16 protein-coding genes are annotated in these 20,539 nt (G+C 70.1%); 3 read left to right on the forward strand and 13 right to left on the reverse strand.

Annotated elements, in window-relative coordinates:
- Window positions 1-4 precede the first annotated feature (4 nt).
- Window positions 5-2,533 carry a TonB-dependent receptor gene (locus KF737_RS14365; RefSeq protein ID WP_296456004.1) on the forward strand — a complete coding sequence of 843 codons (2,529 nt, stop codon included), beginning with the start codon at window positions 5-7 and terminating at the stop codon, window positions 2,531-2,533.
- A gap of 216 nt (window positions 2,534-2,749) precedes the next feature.
- On the opposite strand, the gene KF737_RS14370 is transcribed toward KF737_RS14365, so the two are convergent.
- The 9 genes from KF737_RS14370 to KF737_RS14410 all read right to left on the reverse strand — a co-directional run bounded on the left by KF737_RS14370 (window position 2,750) and on the right by KF737_RS14410 (window position 12,533).
- On the reverse strand, window positions 2,750-3,418 hold the full coding sequence (locus KF737_RS14370; protein WP_296456007.1) for a PEPxxWA-CTERM sorting domain-containing protein: 669 nt from the start codon (window positions 3,416-3,418) through the stop codon (window positions 2,750-2,752).
- A 352-nt stretch (window positions 3,419-3,770) separates the two neighbouring features.
- On the reverse strand, window positions 3,771-4,397 hold the full coding sequence (locus tag KF737_RS14375) for a PEPxxWA-CTERM sorting domain-containing protein (protein ID WP_296456010.1): 627 nt from the start codon (window positions 4,395-4,397) through the stop codon (window positions 3,771-3,773).
- A 278-nt stretch (window positions 4,398-4,675) separates the two neighbouring features.
- Window positions 4,676-5,068 carry a hypothetical protein gene (locus tag KF737_RS14380; protein WP_296456014.1) on the reverse strand — a complete coding sequence of 131 codons (393 nt, stop codon included), beginning with the start codon at window positions 5,066-5,068 and terminating at the stop codon, window positions 4,676-4,678.
- 11 nt (window positions 5,069-5,079) lie between these two features.
- Window positions 5,080-6,030, reverse strand: a complete 951-nt coding sequence (locus KF737_RS14385) for a hypothetical protein (RefSeq protein ID WP_296456018.1) — start codon at window positions 6,028-6,030, stop codon at window positions 5,080-5,082.
- A complete protein-coding gene (locus tag KF737_RS14390; protein WP_296456021.1) occupies window positions 6,027-7,523 on the reverse strand; it encodes a hypothetical protein in 1,497 nt (498 codons plus the stop codon). Before KF737_RS14390 ends, KF737_RS14385 begins: the two co-directional genes overlap by 4 nt.
- Before the next feature lie 27 nt (window positions 7,524-7,550).
- Entirely contained in the window at window positions 7,551-7,940 is a 390-nt protein-coding gene (locus tag KF737_RS14395) for a hypothetical protein (RefSeq protein WP_296456024.1), read from the reverse strand.
- Window positions 7,941-8,166: 226 nt separating this feature from the next.
- Window positions 8,167-10,173, reverse strand: a complete 2,007-nt coding sequence (locus KF737_RS14400) for an alpha/beta hydrolase domain-containing protein (RefSeq protein WP_296456028.1) — start codon at window positions 10,171-10,173, stop codon at window positions 8,167-8,169.
- Between the two features lie 4 nt (window positions 10,174-10,177).
- On the reverse strand, window positions 10,178-11,752 hold the full coding sequence (locus KF737_RS14405) for a carboxylesterase family protein (RefSeq protein ID WP_296456030.1): 1,575 nt from the start codon (window positions 11,750-11,752) through the stop codon (window positions 10,178-10,180).
- A gap of 61 nt (window positions 11,753-11,813) precedes the next feature.
- Entirely contained in the window at window positions 11,814-12,533 is a 720-nt protein-coding gene (locus tag KF737_RS14410) for a TetR/AcrR family transcriptional regulator (protein WP_296456033.1), read from the reverse strand.
- A 171-nt stretch (window positions 12,534-12,704) separates the two neighbouring features.
- On the opposite strand from KF737_RS14410, the gene KF737_RS14415 reads away from it, so the two are divergent.
- The gene (locus tag KF737_RS14415) at window positions 12,705-14,927 is read left to right on the forward strand and encodes a TonB-dependent receptor (RefSeq protein WP_296456036.1); all 2,223 of its coding nucleotides are present in this window, start codon (window positions 12,705-12,707) and stop codon (window positions 14,925-14,927) included.
- A gap of 23 nt (window positions 14,928-14,950) precedes the next feature.
- Window positions 14,951-16,015 (forward strand): alpha/beta hydrolase, encoded by a 1,065-nt coding sequence (locus tag KF737_RS14420; protein WP_296456039.1) that lies wholly within the window; start codon window positions 14,951-14,953, stop codon window positions 16,013-16,015.
- 286 nt (window positions 16,016-16,301) lie between these two features.
- Here KF737_RS14420 and KF737_RS14425 read toward each other — a convergent pair whose 3' ends face one another.
- From KF737_RS14425 to KF737_RS14440, 4 genes are all read right to left on the reverse strand, one after another.
- Entirely contained in the window at window positions 16,302-16,985 is a 684-nt protein-coding gene (locus tag KF737_RS14425) for a Fe2+-dependent dioxygenase (protein ID WP_296456042.1), read from the reverse strand.
- Entirely contained in the window at window positions 16,982-17,722 is a 741-nt protein-coding gene (locus KF737_RS14430; RefSeq protein WP_296456047.1) for a tetratricopeptide repeat protein, read from the reverse strand. The genes KF737_RS14425 and KF737_RS14430 overlap by 4 nt, the downstream gene beginning before the upstream one ends.
- An 80-nt stretch (window positions 17,723-17,802) precedes the next feature.
- A complete protein-coding gene (locus KF737_RS14435; RefSeq protein WP_296456049.1) occupies window positions 17,803-20,097 on the reverse strand; it encodes a TonB-dependent siderophore receptor in 2,295 nt (764 codons plus the stop codon).
- Between the two features lie 209 nt (window positions 20,098-20,306).
- Entirely contained in the window at window positions 20,307-20,519 is a 213-nt protein-coding gene (locus KF737_RS14440) for a hypothetical protein (RefSeq protein WP_296456052.1), read from the reverse strand.
- Between the last annotated feature and the right edge of the window lie 20 nt (window positions 20,520-20,539).

Below are 20,539 nucleotides of genomic sequence, written 5' to 3' on the forward strand. Positions count from 1 at the left end.
CGAGATGACCAACGAGAGCTCTGCGTTGCGCACCCCGCCGCGCCGGTCGTGGCGTCGGGCGCTGGCCTGCGGCGCGGCGGCCGTCGCGCTGCTCGACTTCGCCGGCACGGCGGCGTTCGCGGCGGAGCCCGACGGGACCGCCGCCACCGACGTCGGCGAAGTGATCGTCACCGCCACCAAACGCAATGAGCGTGTACGGGATGTCGCCGCCTCGGTCGCTGTCACCAGCGGCGAGCAGCTCGATGCCGTGGGTCCGGTCACGAACACGGCGGATCTGGTGAGCGCCGTCCCAGGGGCGCGTTTCAACAACCTGGCCAACCCGCTGCTGAGCGAGGTGTCGATCCGGGGTTCGGGAACCCAGCGGGCCACGGGCGCCGACTCGTCCGTCGGCCTCTACGCCAACGGGGTCTTCGTCGGCTTCAGCGGCACCGGCGGCCGCAACTTCGCGCCCATCGACTCCTTCGATGTCGAGAGGGTGGAGGTCCTGTCGGGCCCACAAGGCGCCCTCTACGGGCGCAACGCCGAATTCGGCGTGGTCAACCTGATCTCCACGCGACCAAGATTCGAGACGTCCGGGGAGGTGGAGAGCACCTACACGTTCGAGACCAATCAGTGGATCGGCAAGGCGATCCTCAACTACGAACTCAACGACAACGTCGCGATCCGCCTCAGCGCGCAGGACACGGAGCAGAACAAGGGCTTCGTCTACAACCCCACGCAGGACCGCTACTACGACCACACCAGCGGTTACCTCCTGCGCGGCCAGGTCCGCTACCGCACGGACAAGCTCGATGTCACCTTCCTGGCCCAGCGACAGGACCTGCGCCTGCCGTCGTTCTGGTCAGCCTTCACCTTCCTGCCGGCCGATCCCGCCACCGGCTTCCCGGGCAACGCCAACTATCCGAAAGGCTTCGTCCAGGATCCACGAAATATCCCGTCGAACGGAAGGGTGGAGGCGAATCAGGAGGTCGACAATCTCAACCTGTCGGTCGAGTACGACCTGAGCTGGGCGCAGTTGGTCTCGACCTCGAGCTTCCGAAAGACCAACATCGAACAATTCGCGGACCCGGATATCCTCGACGTCCCGACCCTCATCGCGCTGCAACAGCAGGGCAACCGCGGCGCCTGGCCATTTTCCCAGAACGAGAACCGGGGCGAAACCAAGAGCTACTATCAGGATATCCACTTGGCCGGCGCGCCGGTCATGGACGAGCGGCTGACCTGGCTGGTCGGCCTGGAGCTGCTCCGCCAGCCGCAGAGCTCGAACCAGACCGGAAATCAGAACCCCTGCGCGACCGACCGCGCGCCAAACCTCGTGATCGGTCAGGGCGTCTGCGGCGGGACACCGACCGCGCCCACCTGCACGCCGCTGCTGGGACCGACTTGTCCCGCCCCGGTGAGCCCCTACGGCTCGGTCCGGACGAACAGCGGCGTCTACAAATCCTGGGCTCCCTATGCATCGCTGAAGTTCAAGCTGGGCGGGGGCTTCGCGATCGGCGGCGATCTTCGGTACACGAAGGACCGCAAGACGGCCTATAGCCAGACCCGGCAGCTCTACACCGGCCTGCCCTACCCGTTCCTGAGCGGCGGGGTGATCCCCGACACCGACTACAAGCTCACCGACAGCAATTGGACCTACACGGCCACGATCAGCTACACGATCCCGGGCACCGGCAACCTCGTCTACGCCAAGACCGGCACCGGTTACCGGGTCGGCGGCTTCAACTTCGCGACCTCGCCGCCGCTGATCAACCCGCCCTTCCCGACGGGCATCAACGCAGCGACCAACTACGCGCCGATCACCAACAACTACGCCTCCGAGCGCAACAAGGCCTATGAGGTGGGCTTCAAGGGCGACGTCGCGCCGCGCACCTACGTCACCTTCGCCGCCTACTGGCAGGAGACGACCGACGCGCTGGCCGCCGTCACCGACGGCTGCATGGTGACCAACGCCTGCCTGGCCGGCCCGACCAACTACGTCGTCAACGCCGGCACGGTCCACGGCTACGGGATCGAGGGACAGTTCAACACCGCGTTCGACCTCGCCGGCGGGGTGCTCACCTTCCAGTCGTCGGTGTCGAACCAGGTGGCCAAGTACCACAGGATCCCGGCCGCCGGCCCGAACGGCGAGAAGCTGAACGGCCTGCCGGTCGTCGACACCCAGATCGCCCAGAACCCGCAGTGGCTGGTCGACGCGACGCTCAACTACAAGCGGCCGATCACCGAGAGCCTGCGCGGCTTCCTGAACCTGCGCTTCCATGGCCAGTGGGGCGGCATCCAGGACCCGCAGGTCTCGGCCGTCGGCGCGTTCCGGATGGACGACTACCGCAGCATCGACCTGCGCACCGGCATGCAATACCGCGCGGTCGAGCTGGCGCTGATCGTGCGCAACCTCACGAGCGAGACCCACCGGCTGGCCCAGTTCCAGGCCAACGGCACGAACACGATCACCCGCCAGCTCGTCGCCGTGCAGTCGCAGCAGCGGCTCAGCCTGCCCCGCAGCTTCGGCGTCGAGGCCAGCTACCGCTGGTGACGCCGCACAGGTCCCTCCCCCGAGACCCTGGCCGGCGGCGCCCCCCGGGCCGCCGCCGGCCCGCTTCTTCCGGGAGCGACGTCAGGAGAAGCGCCCCGCCGGCTTGCGGCGGGGCGTTCCCGGCGGTCGGACCGACAGGGTGCGATCGATCAGGCCGCCTGGTGGGCATCGTGTCACCGAAACCCTTTGAAACCCCCTGGCCGAGACCTTCGCGCGTCAGGCGGGGACCAGCCGCCGGCGCCGCAGGACCGCGCCGGCCAGGCCGAAGCCGCCGATCATCATGGCCCAGGTCGCCGGCTCGGGAACGACGCCCGTGACGGGGTTGGTGGTCGCCTGGTAGCGAAGCACGAAGCCCTGGAGTTCGAACGGCGAGGTGTCGCCGGGATCGAAAGGCGTGAGGTTCTCGATCGTTATGCCGACGAAGAGCTGGCTGAAGCTGAACGCCGGTCCGGGGGAGAGGATCGCCGAGCCGGCGGCGCAGTTGCTGCAGGCGCTGCCATAGGTTTCCCCGGCCAGGGATCCGTCCAGCGGCTGGACGGATCCCGTGCTGATGAAGCCGAAGCCGGGCGGGAACCCGAACTGGCCGGACGTCAGCAGGTCCACCCCGAAGAAGGTGATGTCCGAGGCCGGCACGTCGAGGAACGTGTCCAGCGTCACGGTCAGATTGAAGACGTCCCCGACCTGGAGCTCGAAGGGCGCGAAGTCGTCGCCCGCCAGCAGGTCGAGGGTGTAGAATTGCGTGTCGCCCGACGTGCCGGTGGAGCCGGCGGACACGACGCCGTTGAGGTTCAAGTCGTAGACGTCCGCCTGGGCGGCTCCCGCCGCGAGGAGGACGGCGCCCGCCGCCGTGATCGCGCCCAAGCGCTGGAATAGATCGCCCTTCATCGACTGACCCTTCATACTCGTATCGCGGCCATGGGCCGCCCACTTGCGCCCGCCCAGCTCGTGACGAGGCGGTCTCAGGGGCCAAGGCGCCGTTTGCGGGCCTTACGGCTCAGCCTGGCGCGATTATTTCTTGAGATTTGGGGCCGGCCAGGACGAGCGGACCTGCGCACCGGCGTGCAGCACCGCTGCGGTCGAGCTGGCGCTGATCGTGCGCAACCTCACGAACGAGACCCACCGGCTGGCCCAGTTCCAGGCTAACGGCCCGCCTCTTTCCGGGAGCGACGTCAGGAGAAGCGCCCCGCCGGCTTGCGGCGGGGCGTTCCCGGCGGTCGGACCGACAGGGTGCGGTCGATCAGGCCGCCTGGACGGCTTCGGCCCGGCGACGGCGGGACCGCAGCCTGGCGCCGAGGCCGGCGAAGCCGGTCAGCATCAGGGCCCAGGTCGCCGGCTCGGGCACGCCGCCCCTCGGCTCGCTGCTCCCCACCACGCGGAAGTCGAGATCGCAGGAGGCGCAACTGCTGAGGCTGTTGAGGGCGTGGCCGCCGGCATAGGCGTCGTCGCCGTAGACGACCGCGACCTTGAAGCTCGAGGTGGAGAGCGCCGCCGTATAGACCGCGCCCAGCGTCAGGCTCACGCCGCTGAAGTCGGTGTCGATGATCACCGGCGCGTCCAGCGTGGACGGTAGCACGGACGGCAGCGTGAAGACGCGCGACGCCACCAGCGTCCCGCCCACGCCTTCGCCCGCATAGAGGCTGAGGGTGATCGGGTCGTTCGGCGAGTCCGGATTGATGTTGCTGTAGGCGAAGCCGATCGAGATCAGGTCGGTGTCGATGGCCGTGAAGGTCTGGCCGAGCGGCGAATAGAAGGCGATCGACGCGTCGAAGACGCCGGCGGTGTTTTCGATCACCGCAGCCTGGGCGGCGCCGGCCGCGGCGGCGGCCGCGACGGCGCCCGCCGCCGCAAGAAGGACTCTACGCATGACGTACCCCGTGCCTGCCGGCGAGACTTGGATCCGCCGGCTCGATCCTGGCGGCCCAGCGCCGCGCAACAGCAGGGGAACGCTAGGAACGCGCCCGGACGGGCGTCCTCACGCGCATCTCAAGAAGTTCTAAAGGCCGGCCGCCGGCGCCGCCCGGAAGGCGAGTTTTTCGCGCCCCCGGCGACAAGCGCCCCTGCCAGGCCTCGCCCCCCCGAAGCGGCCGAGCTTCTTGATGTCCAGGTGGATCAACTCGCCGGGGTGCTCGCGCCACGAGCCACTCAAGGCTTGTCGACCAGGAACACGGACAACCATTCGAACGCTTGGCGCGCTGAGGTCGTCATGAACGTCTCGAAGGCCCGGAGGCCCGCGAAGGGAAGGAACTTCCGCGCCAGGAAGAGGACGAGCCAAAGGGCGAGCGCCATGCCGAGCAGGCCGAGCACCGTCCGGATGACCCGCGGCGCGGCGTCCACCACCTCTTCCAGGCCATACTGGACCTGGAACGGCGCACCGCCCAGCCGGCGCTGCGAGCTGATGATTCCGAAGCTCGCCAGCAGGATCGCCCAGCGCACGACGCGGGCTCCCAGCGCCACCACGATGGCGCAGAACAGGCAGAGCGCAAGGAACCCCCAAGGGAACCCCATGCTGTGCGCCAGGCCGACGATCCAATGCACGGCGTGACCGATCAGCTCTTGCCCGAGTCGTCTTCGACGGCCGGGACGGTGGGCTTTGTGGAGACCCCAAGCGTGAGAATGTCGCCCAGCGAGGCGCGGTTCAGTACGCTCCGCAGGAACTCGTCTCGGACGTTTGGCGGAAGGTGGTGACCCTCGATGTGGCCTTCCGCGAAGAGTTCACGCATCAGCGAGATGTCGTTCTCGTAGCGCTGGCGCTCCGCGGCCGACAGCTGCTCGAGCAGGCCGCTTATCATCCCGGGATTGGTGCGCATCACCTCCGCGAACAGCGGGCGCGGGCCTTCCGCGATCAAGGCCTCGTAATGCTTGCGCGCGTCCACCTGCACGTCGCCTTCGGCCCGCTGCGCATCGATCTTCAAACCTGAAAGCCCGATAGCTGCGGCCAGCTTCGCCGTTTCCGTATCGAAGTTCACAGTGGCGCTTAGATCCAGCAACTCGAGACCCCGCTTCCCGAGCCGCTCGTCCTTGAGGAGTTCCTTGCAGGCTTGATCCACCCGGGACTGGGCCTGATCCAGGTCCTCAAGCGTCAACTTGCCCTGAGCCCCGGTCGTCGAGCCGCCGGCTCCGGCGCCGCGGCTCGCCGCCTCGATCCTTGGCCAGACGATGCCCGTGATCGTGTCCCGCGCCAGACGCGTCGATCTCTTCACGGCCACGACCGGATCGGCGATGCAGTACTGGGCCGTGAGAGCTGCATCGAAGGAGAGTCCCGGAACCCGCGTCGGAACCTTCCTGGTCTGCGTCAACCTGTGTTCGGCGACGTCGACCTGGACGAAGGAATATCCGCCGAACACGCGCTCGCTGATGGACAGGCGGTGGTCTTTGAGGCGCGTCGGCTCGCCCTTGCCGATGGCGATGAGCTCCCATCCCACCTGGGGCTCGGGAAGCTTCTGCTTGTGCTCTACGATCAGTGGGCGTTCGGGCTTGTCAGAATCGTCCGTCGTCATCGTCTTCCCCCAGGCATTCCGGTGGGCAGGGCGCGTCCACGGCGCTCGCCGAAGAAGCGGATACGGCCCTTCGCGTCGTCATCGGGCGCGGCGGCCGCCATCGCTTCGACAAGGGCCTCGAAGGCCGCGGCCGCGGAGAGCGCCCGCGCGCGCTCCAGGAGGTGGTCCAGCGAAGTCCCCACGAACTTTCGGGTCGAACGGTTGCGCAAGCCGCGCTCGAACCACGCCGCGATGGCTCGGAAGGCTGCGCCTTGCTGGAAGGCTGTCCGAAGCAGGAGAGGCCGTTCGCCGGGGCGCTCGGCCGCCAGATAGTCGATCTCCGCACGAAGGGCGTTCGCAAGATGGATCATGGGCAGCACGCACACGATCGAGCGCCGGTCCCCCTCGTCCCAGTGACGAAGGCCCTTCGCCAACTGATCCATGACGGTCTCCGCGGTGTCGGGGATGAGCGCGGCCCATGCCCAATAGAGGTCGATGGCCCGCTGGACCCGCCCGAACATCCCGACCGGATCGAGCTGCTCCGCGCGGTGGAGGATAGCGAGGGCGTCCTCCAACTGCGCGACACCCCAGGACGATCCGCAGAGCCGCACGGCGCAGGCGGTCCGCTCGCCGGGGCTATCGGGGCCCGTCCAGGCCTGAAGGAGGGTGCGGATGCGGTCGTTGGCGCGGGGCGACGAGCGCACGGCCGCGCCCAGCGCCTCCCCCGCGGCGAGCAACGACGTCTCCGTCGGCTGCTGCTCGACCCAGGGCACGATAACCGCGTCGAGCAACGGTGCGAAGGCGAACGGCGCGCACGATCCCACACCGAGACCGAAGGCGAGCGCGGTCTCCGTATCCGCCACGCGAGCTTGCTCAGTCACCCACCTGACCAGACGAGGCCTGACGTCGATGAGCTCCTGCCAGACGTAGCGGCGGGTCTGGTCGTAGCGGTTCGGATCTTCGAAGCGAACATGCTCCTCGTCCTCGCCCTCGTCGGAGGGCAGGGTTTCAAGGCGCGCTTCGACGGCGCGCAACTGGGCCGAGCGTGACTTGCCGAACGGATTCTCGTTCGAGGCCTCGGCCTTTGGCGCAAGTCGCTCGACCAAGCGGTCGCGGGCCGCGAGGATCGCTGTCAGATCCGCCCCCGGCAGGAAGGCGATCGCGATGGCGAGGCTTCGCTCGGCAAGGTCGGCATGGGCGTCGAACCAGCCCTCTGCGCTCGCGCTGGCGTCCGGCGCGGCGGCTCCCGGAGCGGCAGACCTCGCGCCGATGTCGATATCGACCTCGGACGAGCCGACGACCACACCGGTGGCGACGCCGGAATTCCATACTCCGCCCTGGTTATGGAAATTGATGACGATCTGGGCCCCCTGCGGCAGCCCGCGGTTCGCCCCGTCCTGGGGGAGCAACGACTCGATCGCGGAGACAAGCTGCTCGACGCTGTCCGGCGGCCGGGCGCGGTCATCCTTCTCCCCCGCAGGCGCCTTGGGGGTGGCGGCTTCAGGCTTGTCCATGTGCGGGGCTCGACGTCGGCGTGAGGCCTATTTGCCGATCCTGATGCTGTTGTTCGAGCCGATGACGACCCCGGTCATGGCGCCCGTGTTGAACAGCCCTTCGCGGTTGTCGACATTGATGACGGGACCGACCTGCAGGATCGTCTGGAGCTCCGCGACCTCCTCGGGGGATGCCTCCAGTTGCTGAACCAGCGCCGCTTCGAGCCGCGCCTGGACTTCCGTATCGCCGGACTTGGCTTCGAGCTCTGCCAGCGCGACGGCGGTCTCACCACGGGCGCGGAGTCGGATCCATCCGGCCACCTGCCCACTCGTCTCGACGGCTTTCTGACCAAGCTTCTCGGCCGCGCCGTTGGCCACCTGGCCAAGGAACGGCATGGCCGTCGCCACAGCAACGGCCGCAAGTTCAGCGATCCCCATCTGCGCCCCCCTGAAGTGGCAATGCGATCACCCGTCGCGCGCTCGCTTCCTCCATGACATTGCAACTTGTCGTGGCGCGGAGTCCAGGCTGAGGCAGGTCGAAGCGAGAGGAAAACTCGCTTTCAGCGCGTTATGGCCAGATTTACAACTGGAGTTGCCGGACCGAGTCGAACAAGACTGCGCCTGCGCTGCGGCGACGTTGGGCAAAGCAGCGACAAGGGACGCCTCAGCGGGACGCCCTGACGAGGACGCTGCTCGCCTCGGCCTGGCCGACGATGCGGGCGGCATCGCGCGGCAGGAGGAAGCCCTCCCGCACGAGGGAGTCGGCCGCCGCTCGCACGTGGGCGACGAACCGGTCATGCGTTCCGTAGCGCTCTTCGAGAGAGGGCCGGGGATCGCCCGTGGCGAGGCGTTCGGCCTTCGTCGTCGCGAACGGGATGAAGCCGCCCTGAAAGCCGCAGGCCTGCCCTGCGCCATGGCCTTGGGCCTGCACGTTCCATCCGAGGTACGTCCCGAGCGGGGCCTGGAGCTGCGCGGAGCGGACGCCGGAGGTCTCGTTGCCGTCGGCGTCGATGCGCGGCACGAGGCTCGGGGCCTCGCGGCGGATCGGCGGCGGCGCCTTGTCGATGACGCCGGACAGGTCGTCGGCGCGGAAGCGCGGGCCGAAGTCGTAGATCAGCAGGGGATTGAGCTTGCCGGTCGGCGACGGCGCCCCCGGAATGCGGGGAAAGCCCGCCGCGACCGCCTCGGGCGGGACGAGATCGCCGTTCGCCAGGGTCGGATAGCGGCTGGCCGGCGGGGGCGTATCGTACCGCACCCAGGCCACCGTCGCCTGGATGAGCGCCCGCACGGTGTCGCTCGACGGGTTCGGATCGGCGGGCGGGCTGCAGCCGTTCGGCGGCGGCGGCGGCGCGAGCGCGAAGCCGCCCGAACCGCCGCCGTGGGTCACCGAAGGCAGGTAGTAGCGCCGGACGTTCCGCGGCAGCGGGATATCGGCCTTGGCGTCGAAGCCCACGAGATCGGGGGACATGCGCAGGCCCCAGAACTCGGCCGAGCCGAAGATCTCCACGATCCTGGGGCAGGTGGCCGAGGCGTCGCACCGCGCGAGCAGGCTGGTCCGTCCCCGCCCGCGGGCGGCGGCGTCGTGCATGCCCCACCAGAGCACGCCGTCGCTGCCGGGCTCGTAGAGGTTCGCGGCCCCGCCGGGGACGCCGAAACGGAGGTTGAGGGGAACCTGGCGCGCAGCGATCTGCGGCACGGCCGCATCGAACACGCGCCGCCCATCCTCGGCCTGATTGAAGCCGAGGTGGATGAAGCTGCGCAGGAAGTTGCCCGACTGCGAGACGCCGGTGGCGATCGTCCAGCGGACCTGGCCCCGCACGGGGTTGGGCGTGTCCGCCGCGCCCGGCGCGTCACGCAGGAAGGCGACCAGGTCGCGAACCGCCGCAAAGCCGACGCCGAGGACCGGCGGGTCCTTGGCCGTGTAGGTGAGCTCGTAGGCGAACGTAGGGTCGAAGCCCCCCTTCAGGCAGAGCCGGTGGGGATCCGGCGCGCCGGGGAATGGCGCGCGCCGGCAATCGCCGAACGCCCAGTCGCGGGCGGCGACGACGGCGCCGCGGGTATCGTCGCGGTGCTTGCGGACCAGCCTGGCCTTCCGCGTGTCGAGCGAGAGGGGCTCGGGCCGCGGCACGCCGGCCCCGAGCCCGCCGGTCAGGGGCACGGAGGTCGCGCCCCGCGGCGGATCCACGATGCGGACGAGCACCGGGCCGGTTACGGGCGAACCGTCCGGGTGGCGCGCCACGGGCACGGTCGCGCTCTGGACGCCGGCGGCGGGTGGAATGTCGCCCTGCCAGCCGCTGATGAGGTGGAGGTGGCCGTCAGGATCCCCGCGGGCCACGCCGTTGCCGCGGTTCGGCGTGTCGTAGAAGAGCACGCCGCTGGCTCTCGTCATGTCGAGCGGCTTGGCCAGGGCGAAGGTCGCGGAATATTCGACGCGCCCGCGGGCGTTGCGGGGCGCGAGCGCCAGGTCCGTGATGATCGCGTTCCTCGCGTCCCTCGGGTCCAGTTCGCCGAGGTAGCGCCCGGTGACCAGCTCGTAGGCGCCGGCTTCGCCGAAGGTCCCCGGGATCGGGGTGCGCGATTCGATGTCGACGCGGACGACCTCGGCCTGTCCGGCGGATGCCCAGGCCAGCGCCGCGGCGAGGGCCGTGAGGGAGGGTGCGCAACGCATCATGGCCTCAGTCCGGCGCGGCGGCGGCGGAGCGGGGCTCCACCAGGCGGGGCAGCCGGCCGGCCTCCAGCGCCGCGCCGACCGCCTTCAGCCGATCGGCTGCGGGGTCGCGCCCCGGACGCGGACCCGCGTTGGTGAACGTCATGATCCGGTCGGCCGCGAAACGCGGCCACGCCGGGCGGCCCGCGCCGTTCGGGTCTCCGTTCCGCACGAACGCCGCCCAGTAGGCGTGTACCGCTTCGCCCGCCGCGCGGGCGCGAGGCTCGATCGGGATCGCCGAGACGTCGTAGGTCCGGAAGACGTAGGGCCCCTCGGTGCCATGCACCGCGCCGCCGAGCATCTTCTGCAGCGTCTCGGCGGCGACGCCGAAGCGATAGACCCAGGTGGGCGCGCGGGACGCGTGCAGGGCGGCCAGCTTCACCGAAGGCTCCACGAAGATCACGTCCGAGGGCAGAAGGGCGGCGTAGCGGTCGGGGTCCGGATAGACCGCCTTCAGGTCGGCGGGCAGGCGGTCATAGGCCGGAATGCGCGCCTTGAGGATGCTCGGCTGCACGCCGGGCGGAACTTCGAGTTCCATCGCCCCGATGAGCAGCGGGACGCGCGCCTCGCGACCGGCCTCGAACGCCGCAAGCGTCGAGGTCGGCATCACCCAGCCGTCGATGATCGGGAACTCGCCATTCAGGACCCCGAAGTTCGAGTCCGCGTCCTCCGCCGCCAGGATACGCTCGACCGGCGCCGCCCGCAGCGCCTTCGGGCCGGAAGCGGCGGGCGCGCCCCAACGCGCGGCCAGCGCCGCGCCGAGCCGCTCGGCGCCGGCGAGGTCCAGGGTGCGTTCCCGGCCCAGGCCCGACTGCACGACCGCACGGTGGAAGAGGCCGCGGGCCGGCGGCGAGATCATCAGCGCCAGCACCGAGGCCCCGCCGGCCGACCCGCCCGCGATCGTCACCTGCCGGGGATCGCCGCCGAACGCGGCGATGTTGGCGCGCACCCACTTCAGCGCCGCGATCTGGTCCATGAGCCCGAAGTTGGCGCCGGGCCGGCCGCCGGCCTCCTTCGTCAGCGCGGGATGGGCGAAGAAGCCGAGGCGGCCCAGGCGGTAGTTGATGTTGACGAGGACGACCCCCGATTCGGCGAAGGCCCTGCCGTCGACCTCCGGGGTCACGCCCGTGCCGCCGGTGAACCCGCCGCCGTGGATCCAGACCAGCACCGGCGCGGGCTTCCCGGCCCCGCGCGCCGCGGTGAAGACGTCGAGGGTCAGGCAGTCCTCGCTCTGGACGCCGGGGATCTTCGTGCTCGCCGGCTGGACGCAGATATGGCCGGGCGTCGTCGCCGGGCGGACGCCGCGCCAGGCGCGCGGCGGCTGCGGCGGCCGCCAGCGCAGGTCGCCGACCGGCGGCTGCGCGTAGGGGATCGCCCGGAAGGCCTCGACGCCGTCCGTCCGGGCGCCGGCGACGGCGCCGCTGCGCGTGGCGACAATGGGCGCGCCGGGCTCGGCCGCCGCTGCGCCGCCCGCCAGGGCGATCGCCAGGAGGCCGGCGCAGAGACCTCTGCGCCACCGCGTCCGCCACGGGCCGTCGTCCATCGTATCCTCCCCTCGGCTCTGTGGGCCGAACATGAAACCGGCTGGCCGGCCGGAGCGGCTGTCAGGTTTCGCCCTTCTCGCGCTCGGCCCGGTCCCTGGCGGCCGCCTGGGGCGCCAGGACGTCCTGCGCGAACTGGGCGTAGCGCTGCAGCAGCTCGAGTTCCGCGGCCAGGTCCTCGGGCTTCTCCCCCGCGATCAGGCCCATCGTCAGGCCGCGCAGCGCGGCGACGTGGACGCGGCTCGAGGCGGTCCGCAGTTGTTTCATCGCCGGACCGACGGGATAGCGGCGCTGCTGCGAGTCCGCGGCGCGCTGGCTGACCTGCAGCAGGCCCTTGGGCAGCCGCGGCTTCAACTCCGGGTCGGCCGCGCCGCCAAGCTGGATCTGCAGGACCGCGATGCCGCGCGGGCCGGAGAACACCTCCCAACTGATCCGGCTCATGATCCGGGCGTACTCGCGCCCGGACGACACGCCCTCGAGGTGCTGGTCGTAGAACTTGACGTCCTCCTCGAACACGTGGTCGAGGACCGCGAGCATCAGGTCGGCCTTGCTCGGGAAGTTGTGGAAGATCGACCCGCGGCTGACGCCCGCGCGATCGGCCACCGCCGTGGTGCTGGCGGCGCCGTAGCCGCTCTCCGCCAGGATCTCGATCGCCGCTTCGATCAGCTTCCGCCGCGTGGTGGCGGTCCGTTCGGCCTGGGTGCGCCGGGGCCGCTTCGGCGGCGGCTTCGTGGACCGCGCCGCGGCAGGTGTGGCGCACGTGGCTTTCGTCGGACTGCGCAAGATCACCCCGGATCGTCACTGAGCGGCGGCGCGATCCCGCCGACGCCGACAGTTACAGACTGCCTTGTACGTTTTTCAACCTGAAACAAACAAACAGACTTGTCAGCATGTTTTTTCCGGGCCTAGGTTCGGCCAAGCTCGGAAAACGAGAGACACGAGGGGGAAACCGAAATGCGCGCTCAGTTCGTGGCGTTGATGGCCGGGTGCAGCCTGGCGGCGATGGCGTCGGCGGCCTGCGCCGCCGACGAGACGACGGTGAACGAGCTCGTCGTCACCGCGGCCAAGCGGACCGAGCGGCTGCAGGACGTGCCGGTGGCCGTCACCGTGGTCGGCGAGAACCAGATGGCGCAGCAGGGCATCACCAGCGCCGTCGACCTGTCGCGGGCCGTCCCGGCGCTGAGCACCGGCGTCGACCAGTTGCGCATCCGCGGGATCGGCACCTTCTCGTTCGCGCGCACGTCCGAGGCCAGCGTCGGCTTCATCCTGGACGGCGTCTCGCTGGCGAACGCCGGCCCGGTCGCCCCGCAACTGTTCGACGTCGCGCGCGTCGAGGTGCTGCCGGGGCCGCAGGGCACGCTGTTCGGCCGCAACGCCTCGGCGGGCGTGATCAACCTGGTCTCCAACGCGCCCGATCCGGGCGCCTTCGCCGGCAGCGCCCACGTCGAGGTGGGCGAGCGCGCCAGCCGAACCGCGCAACTGATGTCCAACCTTCCCCTCGGCGCGGACGCGGCGCTGCGGCTGACGGCGTCCTATGTGCGCAAGCCGCAGCGCATCCACAACCTGCCGAACGATAGCTGGAACAACGAGGAGGCCACCAACGGCCGCGCCCGCCTCCTGTGGCGGCCGTCGCAGGACGTGACGGTGAACCTGATCGGCGACTACAGCCGCGTCCTGAACAAGGGCGGCAACCTCTTCTCCGTCTACCTTGCGACCCCCGGGAGCACGCTGAGCGCCCAGCTCGCGGCCTGCGGCGTCACGGTGAGCCGCGACAACAACGAGACCTGCATCGGCGGCGGCAACAATTCGAAGAGCGAGGCCTGGGGCGTGTCCGGCCAGGCGGACTGGACGCTCGGCGACCTGACGCTCACGTCGCTGACGGCCTTCCGCGGCTACGACCAGGCGGGCGGCGGCGACGCGGACAGCACCCTGCTGAACATCCTCGACCTCAACGGCGGCACGGCGCGGGTGCGCAACTTCAGCCAGGAGCTGCGGATCACGTCGCCGTCGGGCGGCCGGCTCGAGTACGTGGCGGGCCTCTACTATTTCAACAGCAACCAGGACTACACCGGCGAGCAGGCCGGTGGGCTGGGCCTGCTGCCGGCCCCGCTCACCCTGGGCCAGGACTTCGCCACCGAGGCGCGCAGCCGCAGCTATGCGGCCTTCGGCCAGGCGACGCTGCACGCGACGGACGACCTGCGGATCATCGCCGGGCTGCGCCTGAACCGCGAGGAGCTGCGGGCGTCCACGACGCGGGTGGTCCATCCGGGCGCCCTGAACGCGTTCGGGTCCCTGCTGCCGATCCAGGGGTCGGCCAGGGACGACAGCGTGTCCTACCGCCTCGGCGCGCAGTACGACGTGAGCGACGCGGCGATGGCCTACCTGACCTACAACCGCGGCTACAAGGGCCCGGCGATCAACGACCAGGCGGCCAGCCCCACGCTGCCCCTGATCATCCGCCCGGAAGTGCCGAAAGCCTGGGAACTGGGCCTGAAGTCCGAGCTGCTGGACGGGCGCATCGCGCTCAACCTGGCGGCCTTCCGCACCCGGATCACCGACTTCCAGACCCAGTACTACAACCCGCAACTGCCGGGGTACGTGTTCGGCAACGCCCCGTCGCTGACGACCAAGGGCGTCCAGGCCGACCTCTTCGGGCGGGTCAGCGACGACCTGTCGGTCACCCTGGGCGCGATCTACACCGACGCCAGCTACGGCAAGGGCTACCTGGTGGCCTGCTCGCAGCGGCAGACGGCGGCGCAAGGGTGCTTCCCGGTCACCGGCGGGACGGCGCAGGACGCGGCCGGAACGCGCCTTTCCGGCGTGCCGAAGTTCAAGGCGACGGGCAGTTTCGACTATCGTGCGCGGCTGACCGATGGCCTGGAGGGCTTCGTCCAGGGCGACCTCGTCTACACGACGCGCATCTACTACGGGCAGGGCTTCGATCCGCTGAACTCGACCGGCAAGCACCTGGTCGTCGGCGGCCGCATCGGCGCGCGGACCACCGACGGGCGCTTCGGCGGGGCGATCTACGTGCGCAACCTCTTCGACGAGCGCGCGCCCTACCTCACCCTGGCGCAACCGCTGGCCGGCCAGCTCGGGGAGACGAACGGCTTCGTGCAGTCGTTCGGGCCCGAGGCCTTCCGCGTGATCGGCGTCTCGCTCGACGCCAGGTTCTGAACCGGGGCGCGGGGAACAGCATCATGGACCATGACGCCGTGGCGAAGACGTCGCGACGCGCCCTGTCCGCCGCGTTGGGGGCGGGCTTCGCCAGCCTGTGGGCGCCGGCCCCGGCGCGCGCGCAGGGCCTGCCCGCGCCGGACGATCCGTTGCGCGTCGTGGCGCCCGAATACGCGCCATACTTCCCCCTGATCCGGGAAATGGCGGCGTTGCCGCCGATCAGCCGGGAGAACCTCGCGGAGCGGCGCCGGCCCGACACGCGTTTCGCCGCCGAGCCGGCCGCATCGCCGTCCGTGGTCGAGCGGATCGTTCCAGGCCCCGCCGGAGCGCCCGACGTGCGCGTGTTCGTCGTCAACGGCGGCGGGACGGGGAAGCCCGCGATCCTGCACACCCACGGGGGCGGCTTCGTCACCGGATCGGCCCGAAGCGGCTTGCGCACATTGCAGGACATCGCGCGATCGCTCGGCTGCGTCATCGTGACCGTGGACTACCGCCTGGCGCCCGAGACCCGTTTCCCGGGGGCGCTCGAAGACAACTACGCCGCCCTGAGGTGGGTGCAGAGGAACGCAGCCGAGTTAGGCGTCGACCCGCGCCGCCTCGCCGTCATGGGCGAGAGCGCCGGGGGCGGCCACGCCGCGATGCTGGCGATCGCCGCCCGGCAGCGCGGCGAGGTCCCGCTGGTCTTCCAGGCGCTCACCTATCCCATGCTGGACGACCGCACCGGCAGCACGCAGCCCACGGCGCCCCACATCGGCCGGATCCTCTGGCGCGCCGCGGACAACCGGTTCGGCTGGACGTCGCTGCTCGGCGTCCCGGCCGGGTCGGCGCGCGTGCCTCCCGGGTCGGTTCCGGCGCGCGTGCGGGACCTTGGCGGCCTGCCGCCGGCCTTCATCGCCGTCGGCGCCATCGACCTCTTCGTCGACGAGGACATCGCCTATGCCCGCCGGTTGATCGCGGCCGGCGTTCCCACGGAGCTGCACGTGTATCCCGGCGCCTTCCACGGGTTCAACGTCGCGCCGACGCCCATGGGCCGGCGCTACAACGCCGCCCTCCTGGCCGCGCTGGGGAACGCCTTCGCGACAGCGTAGGACGGGAGCGGGGAAGAGGTGGGCCGAGGGTGTGCGCCCGACCCATTCTTGCGGCGCGCGAGAGCGGCCGGTCTGGAGGACGTCGGACACGACGCCCGCCACGATGCCGGTACGGCGGCCCGGCCATGGATAGGGGGATACGGCCGGACCGCCTCGCTCTGGCCATTGGCGAAATGAGCCAGACTGAAGTTCATATATATCGTGACACGATATATTCAAGTCCACACGGCCATGTCGGCCTGACGGGTCAGCCCCGCCCGCTCCGCGGCTTCGCCTTGGTGCGAGATCAGACCTCAGCCCAGTTCCGCAGGAGGTTGTGGTAGGCGCCGGTGAGGCTGACGACCGGCGCCGCCTCCGGGCCCATGGCCCGGGACACCTCCTGGACAGCCAGGTCCATGTCGAACAGCAGGCGACGACGGGCGTCGTCGCGGACCAGGCTCTGGATCCAGAAGAAGCTGGCGACCCGCTCGCCGCGGGTGATCGCCGTGACGCGGTGGATCGAAGACGCCGGGTAGAGGATCAGGTCGCCGGCCGGCAGCTTGACGATGTGGCTGCCGTAGGTGTCGTCGACGGTGAGCTCGCCGCCGTCGTAGTCCTCGGGCTCGGACAGGAAGAGCGTCGCCGACAGGTCGGTGCGGATCATGCCGCCGGTGGCGGGGTTGCGCCGGATCGCGTTGTCGATGTGGTCGCCGAACCCGTGGCCACCGCCGTAGCGGTTGAACAGCGGCGGCAGGATCGTCCGCGGCAGGGCGGCCGAGACGAACAGCGGATTGGCGTTCAGCGCCTCGACGATGGCGCGGCCCACGTCGATCGCGGCCGGATCATCCTGCGGGAGCTGCAGGTTGCGCTTGGCCATGGCGGCCTGCGGTCCCGAGGTGAGGTTGCCGTCGACCCAGGCGGCGGCGTCCAGGGACGCCCGGCAGGCCCTGACCTGGTCCGCGGTCAGCACGCCCGGCACATGCAGCATCATTGCGGGATCGCCTCCAGCCTGTCGGCCAGGCGCCGATAGGCCTCGACCGGGGCCGTGCGGAGGAAGGCGCAGACCTTGCCCCGGAACGCCGGTGTGGCGCCGCGCCCGGACTGCTCGAACCAATCGAGGGCCGCCTGGACCTCGCCCTCGGCCGCCAGGACACGGCCGAAGTTGAACTGGCCGCGGAAGTCGCCGAGCGCGGCGGATTGACGATAGCAGGCGCGGGCGGCGGCGAGGTCGCGGGGCGTCTCCCAGCCGTCCTCGTGGAAGCCGCCCACGATGTTGATCGCCTTGGCGTGGCCCAGGGCGGCGGCCTTCCTGAACCAGGCGAAGGCGGCGGGCCGATCGGCGGGCACGCCCTCGCCCAGCATCAGGCGGGTGGCGTAGTTGTACATGCCCCAGTCGGAGCCGGCGTGGGCGGCGCGGCGGAAGAACTGGGCGGCCAGAGGCATGTTGATCGCCGTGCCCCAACCGTTCTCGTAACAGCGCCCCGCCATGTTGAGCGCCATCGGGTGGCCGGTCCGGGCGGCCTTCAGGAACCACAGCAGGCCCTCGGCGGGGTTCGCCGGAGCGCCGACCCCGTCCAGCCGGCGCTGGCCGAGCTGGACCTGGGCCTCCGCCACGCCGGCTTCGGCGACCGTGCGCAGCCAGGCCGTCGCCTCGTGCGGCGGCCGGGCCATGGCGGCGGCGACGTCGGCTGCGCCCAGTTCGTTCACGTCAAAAGCGGGCTCGGTCAAGCGCCCCTCCCGGAAAAGAAGTACGCGCCGCGACGGCGGGGGACCCCGTCGCGGCGCGCGGTCTGAGCGCGAGCAGCAGCTCAGAACTTGGCGTTCAGCGTCACGACCGCAGAACGGCCCGGCGCGATGGTGGCGTAGTGGGTCGGATAGGCCTGGGTGAAGTAGGTCTTGTCCGTCAGGTTCTGGATGTTGAGCTGGGCCGTCAGCTTGTCGTTGATGACGTAGGACGCGGTCGCGTCGAAGCGCCAGTAGGACGGCACGAACTTCTGCAGGTTCGGGTTGGTGCTGCCCTTCACCTTGGCCATGTAGTTGGCGCCGCCGCCGACGGTCAGTCGCGGCATGACCTCATAGGTGGTCCACAGCGACAGGCTGTTCCTGGGCGTGTTGGGGAAGGGCTGGCCATCGGTCAGGCCGGCGGCTGCGCCCGCACCACCGTTCCGCACCAGGACGGCGTCGAGATAGGTGTACCCGCCGAACACGTCCCACTTGTCGGTGATGGAACCCGAGGCGCCGACCTCGAAGCCGCGCACCCGGCGCTTGCCGGCCGTGGCGACCGTGCCGTCGGCCTGGGTGATGCGCACGTTGGTGGTGTTGATCTCGAACACCGCGCTGGTCAGGCTGAGCTTGCCGCCGAACACGTCCCACTTGGCGCCGGCCTCGAGGGTCTTGTTCCTCTCCGGGTTCAGGTTGGCGTTGATGGCGCTGGAGAGCGCGCTGGGATCGCTGCCCTGCGACAGGGCGTTGCCGGCCGGCGTGGCCGAGGTGGCGAACGACACATAGAGGGCGGCCGCGGCGACCGGCTTGTAGACCACCGCGCCCTGGTAGTTGAAGAGGTTGTCGGTGCGCTCGAACGTGCTGCGGGCGAAGGGCGTGGTGGTGGCGCGGGCGCTGACGAACTTGGCGTCGTAGCGATCATAGCGGGCGCCCAGGTTCACCTGCCACTGTTCGTTGATGATGATGGTGTCGAACGCGTAGATCGACTTGGTGTCGGTGCGCGCGTTGGTCGGGTTGTTCGACCGGCTGATCACCCCCAGGAAGGGGTCGTTGGGGTTGGGGTTGTAGAGGTCGGTGCAGGAATAGACGGCGATGGCCGCCGCCGAGCAGCGGTTGAAGGTCGCCGACAGCGCGCCGTTGTAGGAGAGGATGTAGCTGTCGTTCTCGCTCTCCTCGCGTGAGATCTCGATGCCGGTGGCGAAGTTGTGCGTGATTCCGCCGGTCTCGAAGGTCCCGTAGAGATCCGTCTGGTTGATGATCGACTCGACCGTCGAGACCCGGCTGTTGTGACGCCGCCAGACCAGGCCGTAGTAGAGGTTGCCCTGGCTGTCGTCGGGCTGGGTCCACAGGTAATCCTGCTTCGACTCCGAGTAGCGGGTCGTGTTGCGGAAGTGCAGGTTGCCGCTGAAGTCGTGTTCCAGCCGCACGGTGGCCATGTCCACGTTCTCCTTGCGGAAATCGCGGTCCTTCACGCCATACCAGTTGCTGCGGTCGACCTTCACCGGGCGGCCGTCGCCGGCCGTCAGGATGCGCGGGCGGCCGTCGGTGCGGGCGTTGAAGGTGGGGTTGTTGTACGGGATGCCCGTGTCCGGCACGTCGTCGGACTGCAGGTGGTAGTAGCTGATCGTCGCCCGGGTGGGGCCGCCCAGGCCGAAGGCGATCGACGGCGCCACGCCCCAGCGCTGGTTGTTGACCGCGTCGCGGCCGGCGACGCCCGCGTCGTGGACCATGGCGTTCAGGCGCACGGCCACGCCCTCGGCGATCACGTGGTTCACGTCGAGCGTGGCGCGCTTGTAGTCGGCCGTGCCGACGCCGACGCTGGCGGCGATCGAATCCGTGCGGTTCGGGACCTTGTTGTTGATGTAGATGCCGCCGCCGGCGCCGCCGCGGCCGGCATAGGCGCCGCTGGCGCCCTTGATGACCTCGACGCTCTCGGTGTTGAACACCTCGCGCGACTGGGCGCCGATGTCGCGCAGGCCGTCGACGAAGGTGCTGGACTGGGCGTCGTAGCCGCGCAGGAAGGGCCGGTCGCCGACCGGGTTGCCGCCCTCGCCGGCGCCGAAGGTGATGCCGGGGACGGTGCGCAGGGCTTCCACCAGGCTGGTGGAGCCCGTGCTCTGGATCAGCTCCTGCGGGATGACCGAAATCGACTTGGGCGTGTCGCGCAGCGGGGCCGTGATCTTGGGCGACTGGGCGTCCTTTTTCGCCGCCTCGACGTCGACGCCGCTGACCTCGGTGGCGGGCGCCGCGCCGGCGCCGTCAGCCTCCGCGGCCAGCGCGTGGGCAGGTACGAGGCCCATGCCCGCCAACCCCGCGACCGCGGCGGCGTTGAAGGCGCCGCGCGCAACGCTGCGCACGCCCGTCGAACTCGTCAGTCTCATATCGGATATCCCCAGCAGCCATGCTCCGCCCGCTACATGCGAACGATTATCATTCGCGGCCTGATAGCTTCCGTTGCCGGCCGGTCCAGCCAGGAAGCCCTAGGTTGGGAATTTGTATAGAAACCCCAATGTGCCGGTAATGTTCGGACCCGGTTCGCGCGAAATTCCCGCCCGCCACAGGGCTTCCCGGCCGCGGCCGGCGAACGGCGTCAGGCCAGGTCGGCGACGACGTAGTGGCGGCGGTCCCGGGTCAGGATCTCCATCACCACCCCGGCCTCGAGCAGGTCGGCGATGAACTTGTAGAGCGTCGATCGTGACGTTCGCAGCCCCTTCGCGACCAGACGATCGTGGAACGCCTCGACACAGATCGGCCCGTCCGCTTCCTCGAACACCACGAGCAACGCCTGACGGCGGGGGGTCAACCGCAAGCCCGCGCGGCGGC

Origin of the sequence: Phenylobacterium sp. (assembly GCF_019636135.1) — a bacterium.
Taxonomy (GTDB): domain Bacteria; phylum Pseudomonadota; class Alphaproteobacteria; order Caulobacterales; family Caulobacteraceae; genus Phenylobacterium.